This is a genomic window from Cohnella fermenti, assembly GCF_004801405.1.
GTDB lineage: Bacteria > Bacillota > Bacilli > Paenibacillales > Paenibacillaceae > Cohnella > Cohnella fermenti.
Window position 1 is genome coordinate 36,035 of sequence record NZ_SSOB01000051.1, and the last position, 17,506, is coordinate 53,540.

General features: G+C 58.7%; 14 protein-coding genes. All 14 read left to right on the forward strand.

The features are described 5' to 3' along the window. The 14 genes from E6C55_RS28240 to E6C55_RS28305 all read left to right on the forward strand — a co-directional run bounded on the left by E6C55_RS28240 (position 1) and on the right by E6C55_RS28305 (position 17,362). Entirely contained in the window at positions 1–1,611 is a 1,611-nt protein-coding gene (locus E6C55_RS28240; RefSeq protein ID WP_230986900.1) for a response regulator, read from the forward strand. A 160-nt stretch (positions 1,612–1,771) separates the two neighbouring features. Continuing rightward, complete coding sequence (locus E6C55_RS28245; RefSeq protein ID WP_136373184.1) at positions 1,772–2,701, forward strand: ABC transporter permease; 930 nt, start codon at positions 1,772–1,774, stop codon at positions 2,699–2,701. A 12-nt stretch (positions 2,702–2,713) separates the two neighbouring features. After that, a complete protein-coding gene (locus E6C55_RS28250; protein WP_136373185.1) occupies positions 2,714–3,589 on the forward strand; it encodes a carbohydrate ABC transporter permease in 876 nt (291 codons plus the stop codon). 81 nt (positions 3,590–3,670) lie between these two features. Beyond that, the gene (locus E6C55_RS28255) at positions 3,671–5,398 is read left to right on the forward strand and encodes an extracellular solute-binding protein (protein WP_136373186.1); all 1,728 of its coding nucleotides are present in this window, start codon (positions 3,671–3,673) and stop codon (positions 5,396–5,398) included. A 681-nt stretch (positions 5,399–6,079) separates the two neighbouring features. Further along, entirely contained in the window at positions 6,080–7,057 is a 978-nt protein-coding gene (locus E6C55_RS28260; RefSeq protein ID WP_230986897.1) for a substrate-binding domain-containing protein, read from the forward strand. Continuing rightward, a complete protein-coding gene (locus E6C55_RS28265; protein ID WP_136373187.1) occupies positions 7,054–8,532 on the forward strand; it encodes a sensor histidine kinase in 1,479 nt (492 codons plus the stop codon). Before E6C55_RS28260 ends, E6C55_RS28265 begins: the two co-directional genes overlap by 4 nt. Next, entirely contained in the window at positions 8,507–10,054 is a 1,548-nt protein-coding gene (locus E6C55_RS28270) for a response regulator (protein ID WP_136373188.1), read from the forward strand. Before E6C55_RS28265 ends, E6C55_RS28270 begins: the two co-directional genes overlap by 26 nt. 6 nt (positions 10,055–10,060) lie before the next feature. Then, on the forward strand, positions 10,061–11,281 hold the full coding sequence (xylF, locus tag E6C55_RS28275) for a D-xylose ABC transporter substrate-binding protein (protein WP_230986898.1): 1,221 nt from the start codon (positions 10,061–10,063) through the stop codon (positions 11,279–11,281). A 126-nt stretch (positions 11,282–11,407) separates the two neighbouring features. Continuing rightward, positions 11,408–12,244 carry a HipA domain-containing protein gene (locus E6C55_RS28280; RefSeq protein ID WP_136373189.1) on the forward strand — a complete coding sequence of 279 codons (837 nt, stop codon included), beginning with the start codon at positions 11,408–11,410 and terminating at the stop codon, positions 12,242–12,244. 76 nt (positions 12,245–12,320) lie between these two features. Further along, positions 12,321–12,692 (forward strand): hypothetical protein, encoded by a 372-nt coding sequence (locus E6C55_RS28285; RefSeq protein ID WP_136373190.1) that lies wholly within the window; start codon positions 12,321–12,323, stop codon positions 12,690–12,692. 212 nt (positions 12,693–12,904) lie between these two features. After that, on the forward strand, positions 12,905–14,011 hold the full coding sequence (locus E6C55_RS28290) for a sugar ABC transporter substrate-binding protein (protein WP_136373191.1): 1,107 nt from the start codon (positions 12,905–12,907) through the stop codon (positions 14,009–14,011). A gap of 91 nt (positions 14,012–14,102) precedes the next feature. Beyond that, positions 14,103–15,623: an ATP-binding cassette domain-containing protein gene (locus E6C55_RS28295; RefSeq protein ID WP_136373192.1), complete on the forward strand. Its 1,521-nt coding sequence runs from the start codon at positions 14,103–14,105 to the stop codon at positions 15,621–15,623. Between the two features lie 11 nt (positions 15,624–15,634). Then, positions 15,635–16,810, forward strand: a complete 1,176-nt coding sequence (locus tag E6C55_RS28300) for a sugar ABC transporter permease (protein ID WP_136373193.1) — start codon at positions 15,635–15,637, stop codon at positions 16,808–16,810. Positions 16,811–17,152: 342 nt separating this feature from the next. Further along, the gene (locus tag E6C55_RS28305; protein ID WP_136373194.1) at positions 17,153–17,362 is read left to right on the forward strand and encodes a hypothetical protein; all 210 of its coding nucleotides are present in this window, start codon (positions 17,153–17,155) and stop codon (positions 17,360–17,362) included. Positions 17,363–17,506 lie beyond the last annotated feature (144 nt).

Consider the following 17,506-nt stretch of genomic DNA (forward strand, 5'->3'; position numbering starts at 1 on the left):
ATGCTCATTGTCGAAGACGAGCGCTGGGAACGGGAGGGGCTCGCGGAATTTCTGGATTGGCCGTCGCTCGGCATCGGCTGCGTCGAGCTGGCGTGCGACGGCATTGAAGGGTTGGAGAAGGCGCGGGAGGCGGTGCCGGATATTCTGATCACGGACATCGCGATGCCCGGCCGGAACGGGATCGAGCTGGCGAAGCTTGTTCGCGGCGAACTGCCCAATGTGAAAATTGTCGTGTTGACGGGATACGGAGACTTCGAGTATGCGCGGGACGCGCTTCGGTTCGGAGCGGTGGACTATCTGCTGAAGCCGATCGAGGAGGAGGCGCTGCGCGCGACGATCTCGAGAATCGTCGAGGATTGCGAGCAGGAGGAGCGTCGGCGCGACGAGGAAGCGAGCAGGCGGCAGGCTTACGAAGAAGGGCGCCGGGCGGCGCTGCGGCAGGCGTTGGCCGCGCGGCTCGCCGCCCGCGAGCCGCATGGCGAAGCGGCCCCCGATCTCGAAGAGGCGCTGGCCGAAGCGTCCGACGGCGGACGGCTCCCCGAAGCCTACGGGATCTGGGGCGTGCGAGCGCCGAGACCCGCGGGAGCGATCGATGCCTTGTTCCTGGAGGAACAAGCGGGGAAGGAGCTGCGCCGGCCGGTAATTGTCCATGTGCTCGGGGAAGGGATGTCCGCGGAGGCGGCGCTGTTGTTCGCGCTCCGGAGGGAAGAGGCCGAATCGCAGCGGGAGCTTGCGACGAAGCTGCTCCGCGGGCTGGACCTCGCAGGGCAGCCTGCGGACGGCGGAGGCTGGACGATCGCGATCAGCCCTTCCGTCAAGTCGCCGGCCGATGCGGGAGAATCGTACCGGGAAGCGGCGAAGGCGCTCCGCTTCACTGTATGGAACGGATGGGCCGGCGTGGCGGAAGCGGCCGACGAAGAGAGGGAGAGAGCCCGCTTCTCGCCGGAGGCCGAAGCGTTCGACCGGCGCTGCCGGGAACAGGCGAAGCGGGTCCGCTCCCTTCTCGGCGGCGGCGACGAGCAGGGGGCGGCGGCGGCTCTGGACGAGCTGTTCGCTCTCGTCGCCGCTTCGCCCGGGGCCGGCCGAGCTTATGCCGCGAGTCTGTGCAGCGGGCTGCTCGAAGGGCTGCTGACGCTTGCGGCTCCGGCGGGAGCGTCGTCGGCCGCGAGCGGAGAAGAGCTCGCGGAGCTTCTGGCCTGCGAAGAGCGTCGGGAGCTGTACGCTCGCATGAGGACGGCCGTCGGGCAGGTCGCGAAGCGGCTGCGGGAGAAGCGCGAGCACAAGGACGATTACCTTGTCGAACGGCTTCTGCGTCTTGTGGAGGCGAGGTATGGCGACCCGACCTTGAGCCTTGTCTCCCTTGCGGAGGAGCTGTTCGTCTCGCCGAATCATCTTGGCGCCACCTTCAAGAAGAAGCTCGGGAAGTCGCCGACCGAGTACCTCCAGGAGTATCGATTGGCTCTGGCGGAGGAGATGCTTCGCGAGACGAGGCAGCGCGTCGCCGCCGTCGCCGAGCGGGTCGGCATTCCGAATACGTCATACTTCGTCGCGCTGTTCAAGAACGCCTACGGCATGACGCCGGGCGAATATCAGGAGCTGACGCAGAGATGAGATCAACCGGGACCGGGCGCCTTGCGGCGCCCGGAGTTTTTTTGTTTGGCCAACTTCATTCGTTTTTGATAGTCGTGTGCGATTTTGGCATATCGGGTTTTGGTAGCGCTTTCTATAATAAAGCTACAGGGGATCGAGACAAGAAGAAGGGAAGAAAGCCATGAGCGGCATACCTGTCAAGCAAAGCCTGGCGAGACGAATCTGGCTGCAGCGGTACCTGATGATTCTGACGTTGCCGGCGGTGCTCTGGATGATCGTGTTCCATTACATTCCGATGTACGGCATTATCATCGCCTTCCAGGAGTACACGCCTTACCAAGGATTTCTCCACAGCCCGTGGATCGGCCTGGCCAACTTCAACGAGCTGTTCGCCGATCCGACATTCCGGGAATCCGTGTTCAATACGTTCAAGATCAGCCTCGCCAAGCTGATCTTCGGCTTCCCGGCTCCCCTCCTGCTTGCGCTGCTTCTCAACGAGCTCGTGTTCAAACGGTTCAAGCGCGTTGTCCAATCGCTGACGTACCTGCCTTACTTCGTCTCCTGGGTGCTCGTCGTCGGATTCATGTACACGCTGCTCGACCCGGATACGGGCGCAGTCGCGAAGCTGCTCGTCAAGACGGGACTGATCGGCGACGAGGTGATGCTGATGGGCAGCGCCCATTCCTTCCTGACTCTCGTCGTCGTCACCGAGATCTGGAAAAACGTCGGCTGGAACTCGATCATTTATTTGGCGGCGATTGCGGGCATCGATCCGCAGATGTACGAGGCCGCCGTCATGGACGGCGCCAGTCGCTTCCGGCGGGTGTGGCACATCACGCTTCCCGCGATCAAGCCGACCGTCCTCATCCTGTTGATTCTGTCGATCGGCGGGCTCGTGAATTCGAACTTCGACCAGATGTACCTGATGCAGAACTCGATGACCCAGGACGCGGCCAACGTGCTGTCGGTTTATTCCTACAAGATGGGACTCGTCTCCGGCAGGTTCTCGTACGGCACGGCCATCGGGCTTTTCCAATCGCTCGTTGCGTTCCTGCTGATGTATCTGGCCAATTATTCGTCGCGGAAGCTGACGCAAGAAAGCCTGTTCTAGGAGGAATGCTTCATGTTGATGACCCGAAGCCGGGGCGGCGCAGCATTCGACCTGTTCAATGCGCTGCTCATGATCGCGTTGTGCGTCTGTACGCTGTATCCATTCTACAATATCGTCATCACCTCGTTTAACGATCCGACGGATGCCGCCCGGGGAGGCATCACGCTCTGGCCGCGCGTATTCTCGATCGAGAATTACAAGGTCGTCTTCCGGAACGACAGCATGTTCCATGCCTTCGTCGTTACGGTTGCGAGAACGCTCATCGGCTCGGCCGCCGCCGTGCTTTTTACCGGTGCGTTCGCTTACGGCATATCGAAGTCCGAGCTGGTCGGGCGCAAGCTGTTCCTGATGATGGCCATCGTTACGATGTACTTCAGCGGAGGCATTATCCCGTACTACCTGGTCGTCGCCAAGTATTTGCACCTGAAGGGGCACTTCCCGGTGTATATCATCCCGAATCTGTTCAACGTGTTCAACGCGATTATTATGCTTACTTTCTTCCGGGCGCTGCCCAAGGAGATGGAGGAATCGGCGAAAATCGACGGAGCCAACGAGTTGCGCATCTTCTTCCTCCTTGTGCTTCCGGTCTCCAAGCCGGTGTTGGCGACGATAACGCTGTACAACGCGGTCTTCCACTGGAATTCCTGGTACGATGCGATGCTGTTCGGCGGCGAGAAGCTGCTGACGCTGCAGCAGATTCTGATGCAGATTATCAGCTCCAACAGCAACGTCAGCATGATCGCCAGCCAGCTCGGCTACGGGTCGGTCACAGCGTCCTCGCTTAAGCTGGCGACCATGGTGATCACGACACTGCCCATCGTTTTCAGCTACCCGTTCGTTCAGAAGTATTTTGTCCAAGGCGTCATGATCGGTTCGGTCAAAGGGTGAATCGTCAGACGAAGGATCGGCTTAACCGGCTTCGGCCGTTTAAAGCATAGAGCAATCCATTATCTCTGGGGAGGTCGCATCATGGGGAATAAAGGAATGTATGCCGGCGTCGCGACAATGCTTGTCGCCGCCATGCTGACAGGCTGCAGCTCAAGCGGCAACAACGCTTCGCCGAGCGCCGGCGAGTCGGCCGGCAACGGCTCGGGGGCAAGCGCAAGCTCAAGTGCAGCCGCGAATGCAAGCGCTTCCGCTTCGACCGACGCTTCGCAGCCGGCATGGAAGACGGACACGTCGCCGTTTACGTTCACGCAATACTTCTACGGCAACTGGGCATCCAACTACCTCTGGAAGGATCAATACGCAATGAAGCTCGTGACGGAGAAGACCGGAGTCACGATCGATCGGAGGCTGGCGACCGGAGCCGATGACGACTATCTGAACACGATGATCGCGGCCGGCGATCTGCCGGACAGCATCATGCTGGACTGGAACAATCCCGCGGTCACGAAGCTGATTCAGAACGGTATGGTCTACTCGATCGACGAGTTGATCGACCAGTATGCGCCGGAGTTCAAGTCGCAGCTCGATCCGGAGATGGTCAAGTACCATTCCGTGGACGGCAAGCTCTGGTACCTGCCGAACATCTACGAGACCGAGGACCGTCTGACCAGCGGCGTGCCGATTGTTCCGATCCGGCCATGGTTTATCCGCTCCGACATCTACCAGGCTATAGGCAGCCCGAAGATCGAGACGACCGACGATCTGATGAACGCGCTCGTGGCGGCGAAGGAGAAGTTCCCCGACGTCAATCCGGTCGGACTCGAGTTCTTCAATGTCGCGCAGAACGGCTTCCGCGCCAGCAATTCCATGGATTATCTGATTTATTCCTTCTCTCCGCATTTATTGGAGGAGCAGGTCAAGGACGATCAGCAGGTTCTGGAATACCCGATGCGCAACAAGGGGTTCATCGACGCGTTCCGCTACCTGAATCAGTTGTACCGCAACGGCTTGTTCGATTCGCAGCTCCTCATCTACAAGCAGGAGCAGTACGAGGAGAAGCTGTACGGAGCGCAGTATGCCGTCGCTTCCCAGTACATGAGCAATATGTACACGATGTTCAATCCGAAGATTCAGAGCACGGTCGGTCAAGACCAGACGTATACGGTACTGGACGGGCTCAAAGCGAACGGCCAGGACCCGCGTTACCCGGCGAGCCGCCTTATGGGCTGGCAAGGCTTCTTCATCACCAAGAACGCCAAGAATCCGGAGCGGATCATCAAGTTCGCCGAATACGCCTGGTCGGATGAGGGCCAGCTCGACATGCGTTACGGCACGGAAGGCGAGACGTACGATATGGTGGACGGTCTGCCGCAGCTCAAATCGGACATTCTGGACATGAAGCTGAATGACAACGCAACGTTCAATTCCAAATACGGCTTCGAGGATTCGACCTTGCTCTGGAGAGCGGGCAAGCTGTGGGACGACGCCTCCGCCCGCGATCTGAAGATGAGCCAGCCGGAGCAGTACGCCGCATCGGTGCTGCTGGCCAAGTACGATTACGACAGCTATTCGCTCGGCATGGAGAATCTGGAGCCGGACGGCTCGTCGGCGGAAGGCACGATCAATACGAAGGTCAAGGATCTGTGGAACAAAACGATTCCGAAGCTTGTCATGGCGAAGACGGATGACGAGTTCGACTCCGCGTACGCCAGCTTCGTCAAGCAGATGGACCAGACCGGCGCCGAGAAGGTCGAGAAGACGATGTACCAGCGTCATCTGGAGGACCTCAAGAAGAAGGGCTTGCAATAACATGAACCTGCCGAACCTGCCAAGCCCGCCGCAGTAGGCGAACCGCCGGAGCCCGCCGAACCTGCCGACCCCGCCGATCCGCCAGCCCGCCGAGCCCATCGAATCCGCCGGCCGCCGAATTTTATGTGAAAAATCACATTCGCGCTGCCCGCAAACCGGTACAATACCCGATTTTATGCGAAAAATCACATACATGGAGGAAATCCTGGCCCGAGCTTCCGCATATATGCGAAAAACCGCATAAAACGCCGCGATTGCCTCCTATCCAAGCCGATGAATGTGAAAAATCACATAAAATCGCAAAAGTCATCGGGCCGGAGGGCAAAAACGCCGGAATCCGGGGATGCGCACGATACCGGGGATGTAACCGGCACCGGGGATGCAACCGGCACCGGGGATGCAACCGGCACCGGAGATGCGAACGACATGGCGGCGGCACAACAATTAGAATATTCTTCGCAATTCAAAGGAACCGTCAGGGCAACTTCCCTGGCGGTCCTTCTTATTGTCCGCCCCTCTAGCACTTTCTTGCCCCTTCTAGCAATCTTTTGTCATTGGCGGCCGTTTGACGCGATATATCCGGTTGAACTCGGTCCATAGGATGATATGATAGCTGTACAGAAGCTCCATCCTTCCTTCCCCATGGCTGGGCCACTTTATATTGAAACGGAGAGCAACGCTTTGAGCAAGCCGATCGGCATCGTCCTTGGAATTGTATGCGCTGTCTTACTCGCGGTTACGCTCATGTCGGCGGACAAGGTTTTCCGCTCGGGGCCCGAGTTGCCGCGCACCGTCGTGCAGAAGCAGGCGGAATATCACCTTGTGCTCATTACGCAGGAGCTGGAGACGCCGTTCTGGGATAAGGTGGCCGCAGGAGCGAAGGCGGAGGCGGACCGGAGCGGCTCGAGCATCGAGACGTGGGGGAGCTACGAGAAGGATCAGGAGGAGTTCCTGAAGAAGCTGGAGATCGCGATCGATTCCAAGGTGGACGGCATTATCGTGCAGGGGCTGGACACGGACGACTTCAAGGAGCTGACGAAGATCAAGGCGGCGTTCTACGGCATTCCGATACTTACCGTGGCGAACGACGTGCCGATGGCGGACAGCCTGAGAAGAACGTACGTCGGCTCCGACCAGTTCCGGGCGGGGCAGATGATCGCGGAGCAACTGCTCGCGGATATGGGGACGGCGGGCACGGTTATTCTCATGGGGGACAGCCGGGAGGAATATTATCAGCAGCAGCGAGTCAAAGGAATCATGGACGTTCTGAAGAAGGTTCCTGGCGTACGCACGGAGTATGCGGAGACGATCGAATCGAGGGACCAGATCATCGCCGCGACCCAGGACGTCATGAATCGGCTGCCGGACGTGGACGCCTTCATCGCCGTGAATGCGAACATCGCCGATGCGATGGTGCAGGAGATCGGCCGCCGCTCGCAGGTCGCGCCCTACCATATTTATTCGTTCGACGACAGCCCGGATACGATGTCGCTGCTACGGGAAGGGAAGCTGGACGGCATCATCGAGCAGTCCCCCGAGGAGATGGGGCGGCTTGGCGTGAAGCTGATCATCGAGTGGCTGCGGGGCGAGACGGTTCCGCTCGATACGGACGGCTATCTGACCGATATCCGGATGCGGAAGGCGGCGGACGCCCCATGACCAGCATCCAGCGCAAAATCTGGACGTTAGCGGCAGCCGTCATGTTCGTCATGGCGGCGATCTGGATCGCACTCACTTACTACAACCAGCGGACGCAGAACCAGTACAACACGATTTTGCAGCGGTATCTTCATATGAACGAGGTGACGAACGCCAGCCAGATGACGGTCACGGCGCTCAACAATTACCGGCTGAGCCAGACGCAGGAGAACCTGCGCCAGGTGGACGAGGGCAAGGAGCGGCTGCGCGCCGCCCGCCGGGAGGTCATGGACCTGCGGAACGCGGAGAACGACTTCGCGCTGACGAGCTACATGAACCTGGTCGACAGCTTGATCGAGACGACGGACCGGTCGATCATGTTCCTCTCCGAGAAGGAGACGGAGGAGTCGACGAACGCTTTCTCCGAGGCGACGCGCATCTCGAAGTACATCTCGGAGATGACGCTGACGCTGCTCGACACGGAGCTGAAGACATACGATCGCTTCTACCGCGGCATTATCGAACAATCGACGGAGCTGAAGAAGTTCGGCATCTGGATGCTTTTGTCGATTACTTTTCTGCTGCTGCTGTTTACCTATTGGTTCTCCTTGAGCATCACGAGGCCCGTGCACAAGCTGACGCAGGCGGCGAAGGAGCTGTCGCGCGGCCGGTTCGACCTGAAGGTGGAAGTGACGTCGAACGACGAGATCAGCTTCCTTGCGAAGATGTTCGAGCGGATGCGGGTCAACATCAACAACCTGATCCAGGAGATTCAGCAGAAGGCGCAGCTCGAGAACGAGCTCCAACAGAACAAGCTGCTGCTGCGCGAGAGCCAACTGAGGAGCTTGCAGAGCCAGATCAACCCGCACTTCCTGTTCAATACGCTGGACACCCTCTCCAAGAAAGCCTATCTGGAAGGCTCCGAGGAGACGAGCGACCTGCTCGCGAGCGTGGCGGGGCTGCTGAGGTACAACCTGAAGCGCTTGGATCGGTCCGTGACTCTCTACGACGAGGTGAAGGTGCTGCGCCAGTACATGGAGATTCAGCGAGCCCGCTTCTCCGACCGTCTGCGCTTCGAGGCGGACATCGACGAGTCGTGCCTGTACGTGCAGCTTCCCGGCCTGACGCTGCAGCCGATCGTCGAGAACGCGGTCATTCATGCGGTCGAGCCGCTCGAGGACGGAGGAACGATCCGGTTCGCGATCGCGGACGACGGAGACCGGGTGCGCGTCGAGATCTCCGACAACGGGCCGGGCATGGCGGAGAGCAAGATCAAGGAGATTCTGGATGCGGAGGAACGCGATCGTGCCGGGGCGACGGAAGGCCATTCGACGGGGATCGGGTTCAGCAACGTCGTTCGCAGGCTGCGGATTTTCTACGGGCGGGAGGATGTGATCGGCATCGAGAGCTCCGCGGGCGCCGGCACGAGAGTGACCCTGATGATTCCCAAGGGAAGGAGTGAAGGGAAGGATGACCAAGCTGCTGATCGTGGATGACGAGCAGATCGAACGGGAAGGCTTGCAGGCCATTCTGCAGGCGGGGTTCCCCGATCTCATTATCGAGCAGGCGAAGAACGGCAGGCTGGCGGTTCAGGCGGCGGAGGAGTTCCGCCCGGATCTCATTCTGATGGACATCATGATGCCGGGGATGAACGGGCTGGAAGCGATCGAGATTATCGGCGGCAGAGACCCCGGAGTCAAGTTCATCATGGTGACGGCGTACGATACGTTCGATTATGCGCGGCGGGCGATCAAGCTGGGCGTCATCGACTATCTGCTGAAGCCGAGCAAGGCGAGCGAGATCGTGGCGACGGTCGCGAAGGCGTTCCGCCGGATCGAGGAGGAGCGGGCGAGCGAGGAAGCGAGCCGGTTCGATCGCGATGCGCTGCGGCGGGTGCTGCCGGTTGTGGAGACGGACGTCGTGACGCAGCTTCTGTTCGATCACGTGCACGAGGTGCATCTCGGCGAACTGGTCGGGCTGATCGGCGGGAGCGCGTCCGCGGCGGGGGAGACGTTCGCGCTGAACGTGCTGCTGCCCTCCGGCTCCGAGTCGCTGTACGGCGCGATCAAGGCGAAGATCCGTTCGTTCGGGAGCGGCTGGGTCGGCGCGCTGTACGGTGGGCAGGTTCCGATCATTGCTTTCCGCGATGCCGGGAAGTCGTTCCGGACCCAGGCGATGACGATCGCCCGCGAGCTGCTCGGAATCGCGAAGCCGGGTGCGGAGGACGGCTGGTTCGTCGGCATCGGCAGCGTCTGCGGAAGGCTCGAGCAGATTCGGCAATCGTATCAGGAAGCGCTCGTCGCGTCGATGGACCCTTCGCTGCCGGTCAAGTACCGCTTCTACGACGACACCCCGGTGCTGGGAGTGACGAAGGACGGGTATTCGGCCCGCCAGCTCGAGAAGCAGTTCTACGACCGGATTCGGCTAGGCCAGTGGGAGCAGATGGACGCGGATGCGATGGCGTTCATTCGCCGGTACGAGAACGAGGGCGCGGACCTGCTCCAGGCGCAGCAGCGGGTGCTCGAGCTGCTCTGGATCGCGTCGCGGGCGCTGTTCGAATTGGGCGTCGAGCTGGATACGCCGGTGTTCTCGTTCCGTCCGCAGGACTATCGCCAGCTTCGCTCCGAGACGCGCCTGCTGCTCGAGAGAATGCGGAAGCTGTTCGAAGAGCATCCCGGCCAGTTGCGCCCGGACACGATCCGGCAGATTCAGCAGTTTATCGCCCGGCATTCGCGGGAGGACGTCTCCCTTGAGCTGATCGGCCAGACGTTCGGCTCGAGCCCGTTCTATATCAGCAAGCTGTTCAAGGAGCAGCTCGGCGTGAATTACATCGACTTCCTGACCGAGGTCCGAATCGAGAACGCGAAGAAGCTCATGGGCGACCCGGACCGAAGCCTGAAGGAGATCACGTACGAGGTCGGCTATCACGATCCGAATTACTTCAGCAAGGTGTTCAAGAAGCTGGCGGGCGTCTCCCCGACGGAGTTCCGGCGCACGCTTCTGGGACAGAGAGGATAAGGGCGGATGACGGTGGCGAAAAGAAGAGCGGGCAACAAGAGGCTGGGGCGGAGAAACGTGTCGGCGATGGTTGCGGTGCTGCTGGCGCTGCTCTTCGTTCTGGCCGCTTGCGACGGCTCGAACGGGAAGGCGGAGCGGGGGGAGGCGTCGAGAGCTGCGACACCGGACGCGACGGCGACGGCGACGGCGGACGCGGGCTCGGGCGCGGCGGGCGGAACGGGAGTCGGCCATTCCGGCGGCGTCGACACCGGGGCAGCAGCGACGGGGGCGCCGCAGACCGGAGACGAGGAGCCGATCACAATCGGCTTCTCGATGGATACGCTGCTCGAGGAGCGGTGGCTCAAGGACCGCGATCTGTTCCGCGCGGCCGGCGAGGCGCTCGGGGCCAAGGTCGTCATCATGGCGGCGAACGGCGACGACGCGAAGCAGATCTCGCAGGCGGAGACGATGATCGCGGACGGCGTCGATATTCTTGTCGTCGCGCCGCACAATGCGGAGGCGACCGCGGCGATCGTGAAGAAGGCGCATTCGGCGGGCGTCAAGGTTCTCTCCTACGACCGCCTCGTCAAGAACGCCGACGTCGATCTGTACGTCTCGTTCGACAACGAGATGGTCGGGGAGCTTCAGGCGAGGGCGATCACGAAGCTCGTGCCGAAGGGCAAGTACGTCTATATCGGCGGGGCGGACACGGACAACAACGCCCATCTGTTCAAGGCGGGCGTGTTCAACGTGCTGCAGCCGCTGATCGATCGCGGGGACATCACCGTCGTCTACGACCAGTGGTCGAAGGACTGGACGCCCGCGAACGCGCTCGTCAACATGCGGCAGGCGCTCGCGGCGAACGGCGATCGGATCGACGCGGTCATCGCCGCGAACGATGCGACGGCGGGCAGCGTCGTTCAGGCGCTCGCCGAGGCGGGCCTCGCCGGCAAAATCCCGGTAGCCGGGCAGGACGCCGACCTGGCCGCCGCGCAGCGGATCGTCGCCGGCACGCAGACGATGACCGTCTACAAGCCGATCAAGCTGCTCGCCGACACGGCGGCGGAGCTTGCGATGCGGCTTGCGCGCGGCGAGACGGTGCAGACGGACAAGAAGCTGAACAACGGCAAGACCGAGGTGCCGTCGGTGCTGCTCACGCCGATCGCCGTCGACCTCTCGAACCTCGAGGATACGATCATCGCCGACGGCTTCCATTCTCGGGCGGATGTGTATAAGAATGCTCCGTAATAGCGGGTAGCTGTCGCCGGCAGTATTTTATGTTGAGTGATTTATGTAATAATATTAGATAAGGGTATAACGAGATGCGGAGAGCAGCCGATTCATTGTCATTCTGCGCGGCAAAGGAGAGGGAATATGGATAAATACAATATGTCCGGAACCAGTAGTCATGCGGTTAAACGGTATGATTACACCGCCGAATCCAGTGTATTGGTAGGCACCACATCTATTGGAGAACTGCCTAAATTCACTCACGTTAGAGACGGGCAATTATTTTATATTAAAGCAGGTTCCAAACATGCCAATAAATATTCGAACCTCGAACCCGTTGTAGAAGCCATCTGCTGCAGGATTGGCAAGTTGATTGGGATTAATGTCGTACAGTATGAATTGGAATGGATGCCCGGTTCCCCGTTCGGAGTTAAAGATGATGTTCTTGTTTGCGTGAGCGAGGATTTCAAAAATCCCACAACGGGAATTTATTTAACAGGCGAAGAGTTCTGCGGACCGCGAATCAATGAGGACAATTTATATGCTGCTTTTACTGAACCGTTTACGTTTTTGCAGGATGATATCGATAAAATGATTTTGTTCGATTATATAATTAATAATGCCGATCGCCACCTCAATAACTTCTACATTCAATTCCCGTTCATTGACTCTGCGGGCCTGGCCCCATTGTTCGATAACGAGAGGGGGCTGCTTAGCGAGTGCAATCTGGAGGACGTTGACGAATTTGAAGATCTATTGTTATACGAAGAGGCTAAGCCATTCGATTACAAGCATTCAGACGCTATTCAAAGAGTAAAGAACATCAACCGGCTAGGTCTCGATTTCTCGCGTGAAGCGGTTGAGTTTTTTCCAGTGTTCGAGATGTATAAAGATTTAGTCAGCAGAGACAGAATGACATTAATGAAGTCGATATTTACGAGGAGGTACAACTATGTCCGAAACTTATCGATTAATGTTTAAGGAGCGGAATATAGGATCTATCTCATACGATGGCCATAAATTTTATTATCGACGGAGCCCGGAGGATGTGTCGGATTTGTCGCTGGTCGAACATTCCCCTCCGGGATTGTTCCAATATCATATCGATTTCGATGAATCGGGGAGGGCCACTGTTACTTTAGAATCCGAATCTCCGGATCATCAACGTATTTACCGATGGTTGAGCCGCAGGGTCGCCCCCAAAGAAAGACAAGATATAACGAGAATTTTGGAGAGCAGCGGGATAGGAACCGAATATGATATGTGGTCCTTGAACAAGTATACCCATTCCATGCGTTTGGAGGATTATTACTGGATCAGCAACGATATGAGCGAGAAGTACGAAGAAATCCATATTAAACATTTAATCGATACGGGACAGTTCGAGAAGATAAAGGAATTTCAAGACAAAGGCATCCTGCCTAGATAGCTTGCACGAATGCAAACACCGTTGTGAGGCAGCCCTCGACAGCGGTGTTTTTGTGTGTGCTTGAGCATCGTTAGCCAAGTAACCCCACCTCCTCAAAAAACTCCAGAAGCTCGCAAAAGAGTGCTGGAAGTATGCGCTTCCACCCCCTCGTTCCGGTGCTATAGTTGGTCTTGCGAGCAATCAAGATCAATTATCGAGAGGGGTAACGAAGAATGAGAAAAGGCTTCAAAGCAATCGCACTTATGCTTGTAATCATGATGTTCGCCGCGCTGGCGGCGGCGTGCAGCAACGACGGCGGCAAGAACAAGGTCAGCGTGGGCATCGTCCTGCCGACCAAAGACGAGCCTCGCTGGGTGCAAGACGAGACCCGGTTCAAGGACGCGCTCAAGGGCACGAAGTACACGACGGAGATTCTGTTCAGCCAAGGCTCCTCCGCCAAGGAGAAGGAGAACGTCGAGACGCTCATCAACAAGGGAATCGACGTCCTGATCATCTGCCCGCAGGACGGCGCGGCAGCCGCTTCCGCGGTCGAAGCCGCCAAGAAGGAGAAGATCACGGTTATCGCATACGATCGTCTGATCACGGGCACGGACGCGGTCGATTACTACGTCACGTTCGACAGCAACGATGTCGGCGCGAAGCAAGCGCAGTACCTCGTCGACCACGCCAAGGGCTCCGGCGAGCCGCTGTACCTGTATGCGGGCGCTGCTTCGGATAACAACGCGTTCCTGTTCTTCGAAGGCGCTTGGAAGGTGCTGCAGCCGAAGATCGCGGACGGCACGTTCAAGATCGCGAACTCCAGCGAAGCGGAAGCGCTGAAGGGCAAGGCGGAGCTGAGCCGCGACGAGCAAGCGAAGATCATCGGCCAGGTGACGACGAACTGGGACGCCAACGAAGCCAAGAACAAGGCCCAGACTCACCTGACGGCCGCTTCCGCGGACCTGAAGGGCGACGTCGCCATCCTCGCTCCGAACGACGGAACGGCGCGCTCCATCGCAGACGTGTTCGCTTCCGACTCGGCGATCAAGAGCTACGTGGTCACCGGGCAGGACGCGGAGAAGGCTTCCGTGCAGTATGTGATCAACGGGGCGCAATCGATGACGGTGTTCAAGGACGTGCGCACTCTCGTGACGGACGCGATGGGCATCGCGATCGCGGTTCTCGACGGCAAGACGCCGGAGACGAACGGCTCTTACGACAACGGGAAGAAGGAAGTCCAGGCGAAGAAGACCGATGTTATCGTCGTCGACAAGGACAATGTCAAGTCCGAGCTGATCGACTCCGGCTACTACCCGGCGAGCGACTTCAAGGGACTCTGATCGGACGGCGCGCAAGCGACTAGAAGGACTCACGGGATAGCCGCGGATTCGTCCGTCGCTATCCCGCGATGGCATGAAGGAGCGCATAGCGATGAGCGACTACATTCTGGAGATGAACGGCATCACCAAGGAGTTCACGGGCGTCAAGGCGCTGACCGACGTGAGCTTCAAGGTGGAGAAGGGCGAGATCCACTGCCTGATCGGGGAAAATGGGGCCGGAAAGTCGACGCTGATGAAGGTGCTGAGCGGAGTTTACCCGCATGGGACGTATCTGGGAGACATCTTGTTCGAAGGCGCCGTTCAGAGCTTCTCTGCGATCGGCGACAGCGTCAGGGCGGGAATTGCGATTATTTACCAGGAGCTGGCCTTGTTCCCGGATCTGACGGTATACGAGAATATCTTCGCGGGGAATGAGGTGCAGCGCGGAGGCATTGTCGATTGGAACCGAACGATTGCCGAAGCGAAGAAGATGCTTGGCAAGGTCGGGCTGGACGTGAACCCGGAGCTGCGGGTGAGGGACCTCGGCGTCGGCAAGCAGCAGCTTGTCGAGATCGCCAAGGCGCTCAGCAAGAACGTCAAGCTGCTCATTCTCGACGAGCCGACGGCGGCGCTGAACGAGAACGACAGCGAGAACCTGCTGAGGCTGCTGCGGGAGCTGAAGGCGCAGGGCATTACGTGCATCATGATCTCCCACAAGCTGAAGGAAGTCATCGCAATCGCCGACAAGGCGACGGTGCTTCGGGACGGGCGCACGATCTGCACGCTCGACGCCGCCAAGGGAGAGATCCAAGAGAGCATCATTATCAAGAACATGGTCGGGCGGGAGATCGACGATATTTATCCGAAGCGCGCGAACCGAACATTCGGGGACAAAATCCTCGAAGTCGTCGACTGGTCGGCCTACGATCCCCAGCTTGGCCGCAGCGTTGCGAGGAACGTCAATCTGCATGTCCGCAAGGGCGAGATCGTCGGCATCGCCGGGCTGATGGGCTCGGGACGTACGGAATTGGCCCAGAGCATCTTCGGCAATCCGAAGGGCTACCGGCTGGAAGGCGAGCTGTGGGTCGACGGTTCCCCCGCGGCGTTCAAGCATACGAGCGACGCGATCAAGGCGGGGATCGCCTACGTGACGGAAGACCGGAAGGGCGACGGGCTGTTCCTCATTCAGGATATCAAGAGCAACATCACGGCGGCGAACCTGTCCGGCATCTCCTCGAAGGGCGTTATCAACGACAACGAGGAGATCAAGGTTGCGGGGCGGTACAAGGAGTCGATGTCCATCAAGGCTCCTTCGGTCGAGCAGATCGTCGGCAAGCTCAGCGGCGGCAACCAGCAGAAGGTCAGCCTCGGCAAGTGGCTGTTCGTCGGGCCGAAGCTGCTGATTCTCGACGAGCCGACGCGGGGGATCGATGTCGGGGCGAAGTTCGAGATTTACACGATTATGAACAAGCTGATCAGCGAAGGGATGAGCATCATCATGATCTCGTCCGAGCTCGGCGAGGTGCTCGGAATGAGCGACCGCGTCTACGTGATGGCCGAAGGCCGCATCAAGGGCGAGCTGCCGATCGAAGAAGCGGATCAAGAGAAAATCATGCAATTCGCCACGCAGTAGGAGGAACATCTATGAATCTATACAAAGAAGCGAAATCTCTCTTGAAGATCAACATTCGCGAATACGGCATGTACATCGCTCTGTTCGTCATTATGCTCGTGTTCACGATTCTGACGGACGGCCTGTTCATGTCCTCGCGCAACATCAGCAATCTGCTCGATCAGACGGGCTACATTGCCGTGCTCGCCGTCGGGATGACGCTCGTTATCGTCATCCGGCATATCGACCTGTCCGTCGGCTTCGCGGCCGGCTTCATGGGAGCGATCGCCGCGATTCTGATGTCGCAGGCCGGCGTGCCGGTCTACCTGACAATTCCGATCATCCTTGTGCTCGGGATCGTGATCGGCATGTTCAACGGCGTGTTCGTGGCGAGTGTCGGCATTCCGTCGTTTGTCGCTTCTCTGGCAGGAATGCTGATTTTCCGCGGGGCGTTGTTGCGCGTGACGGAGAAGTCCGGCACGGTCATCGTCGAGCAAGACAGCTTCAACGCTTTGGGCAACGGCTTCATTCCTTCGCTGGCGGAGGCGGGCGGGCTGCACGTGCTCTCGCTGCTGCTGGGCGTGGCCGTTATCTTCCTGTATGTGATCAGCGAGCTGTCCGCCCGCCGGAACAAGCTGAAGTACGGCTTCGAGGTCGTCTCGAAGGGCATCTTTGCGCTCAAGGTCGTGTTCGTCTCGTTTATTGTTGCCTATATCACGTATATTATCGCAGGCTACAACGGCTTCTCCTGGACGGTCATCATCATGCTCGGAGTGACCGCGATCTATCACTTCCTGACAACGAAGACGGTGCTCGGAAGGCATATCTACGCGGTGGGAAGCAATCCGGAAGCGGCCCACCTGAGCGGGATCAATGTCAAGAAGATCACCTATATCGTGTTCGGCTCGATGGGGCTCCTGTCGGCGTTGTCCGGCATTCTGTACACGGCGCGCCTGAACTCGGCGACGACGACGGCGGGAACGCTGTTCGAGCTCGATGCGATCGCGGCCGCCTATGTCGGCGGCGTGTCCGCGGCTGGCGGCGTCGGCAAGGTGACCGGCTCGATCATCGGCGCCATCGTCATGACGTCGCTCTCCAGCGGGATGAACCTGCTCGGGGTCGGCATCTCGTACCAGTACATGATTCGCGGCGGCGTGCTGGCGGCGGCAGTTATTTTCGACGTGATGACGCGCAAGAAGAGAGGGTAGGAGAAGGGCAAAGGCAAGGGAGAGAGCAAGGGCAAGGGCAAGGCCGAAGGATGGCGGAACGTGTGGCATGGATGGCACGGATGAATGGCATGGATGGAACGGATGCTTGAATGGCACAGATGGAATGGCGCTCGCGCGATGCGGGCGCTGTTCTTTTTTTGCGGGCATGAAGGCATCAGGCGACGAATTTTATGTGAAAAACCGCATTCGCGACGGTCCGAAACGGGGTGTTTGGATGATTTTATGCGAAAAACCGCCTTCGTTGATTCGATTCCGGCCGGAAATGCTCCATATATGCTAAAAACCACATAAAACGCGCAAATACTAGGTGAATCTGAGCCGATGAATGTGAAATTTCACATTCGCGGGTCGGCAAGCAGCGGAGGGAAACGGCAGAGGAACGGCGGAATTAGCGAAATCAGCGGATTTGGCGGTGGTGATTGGCTGGCAGGTTTGGTGGGGTTGATGTGTGCTTGGCGAGTTCAATATGTTGGTTTGTTTGAGGAGCTTGATTTGTTTGACGAGCTTGCGGGGCTCGGCGGGTTGGCATAGGGTTGGTGCGCTAGGCGGGCTTGCGGGTTTTTTTGACGGGTATTTTGAACACTTTTTGAACGTTTGAACGGTTTTATAATAAAAAGTGATAAATTCCCGAGAAAGTCTTATAGACAACAATCGACGAAATCATTGAACCTTGAG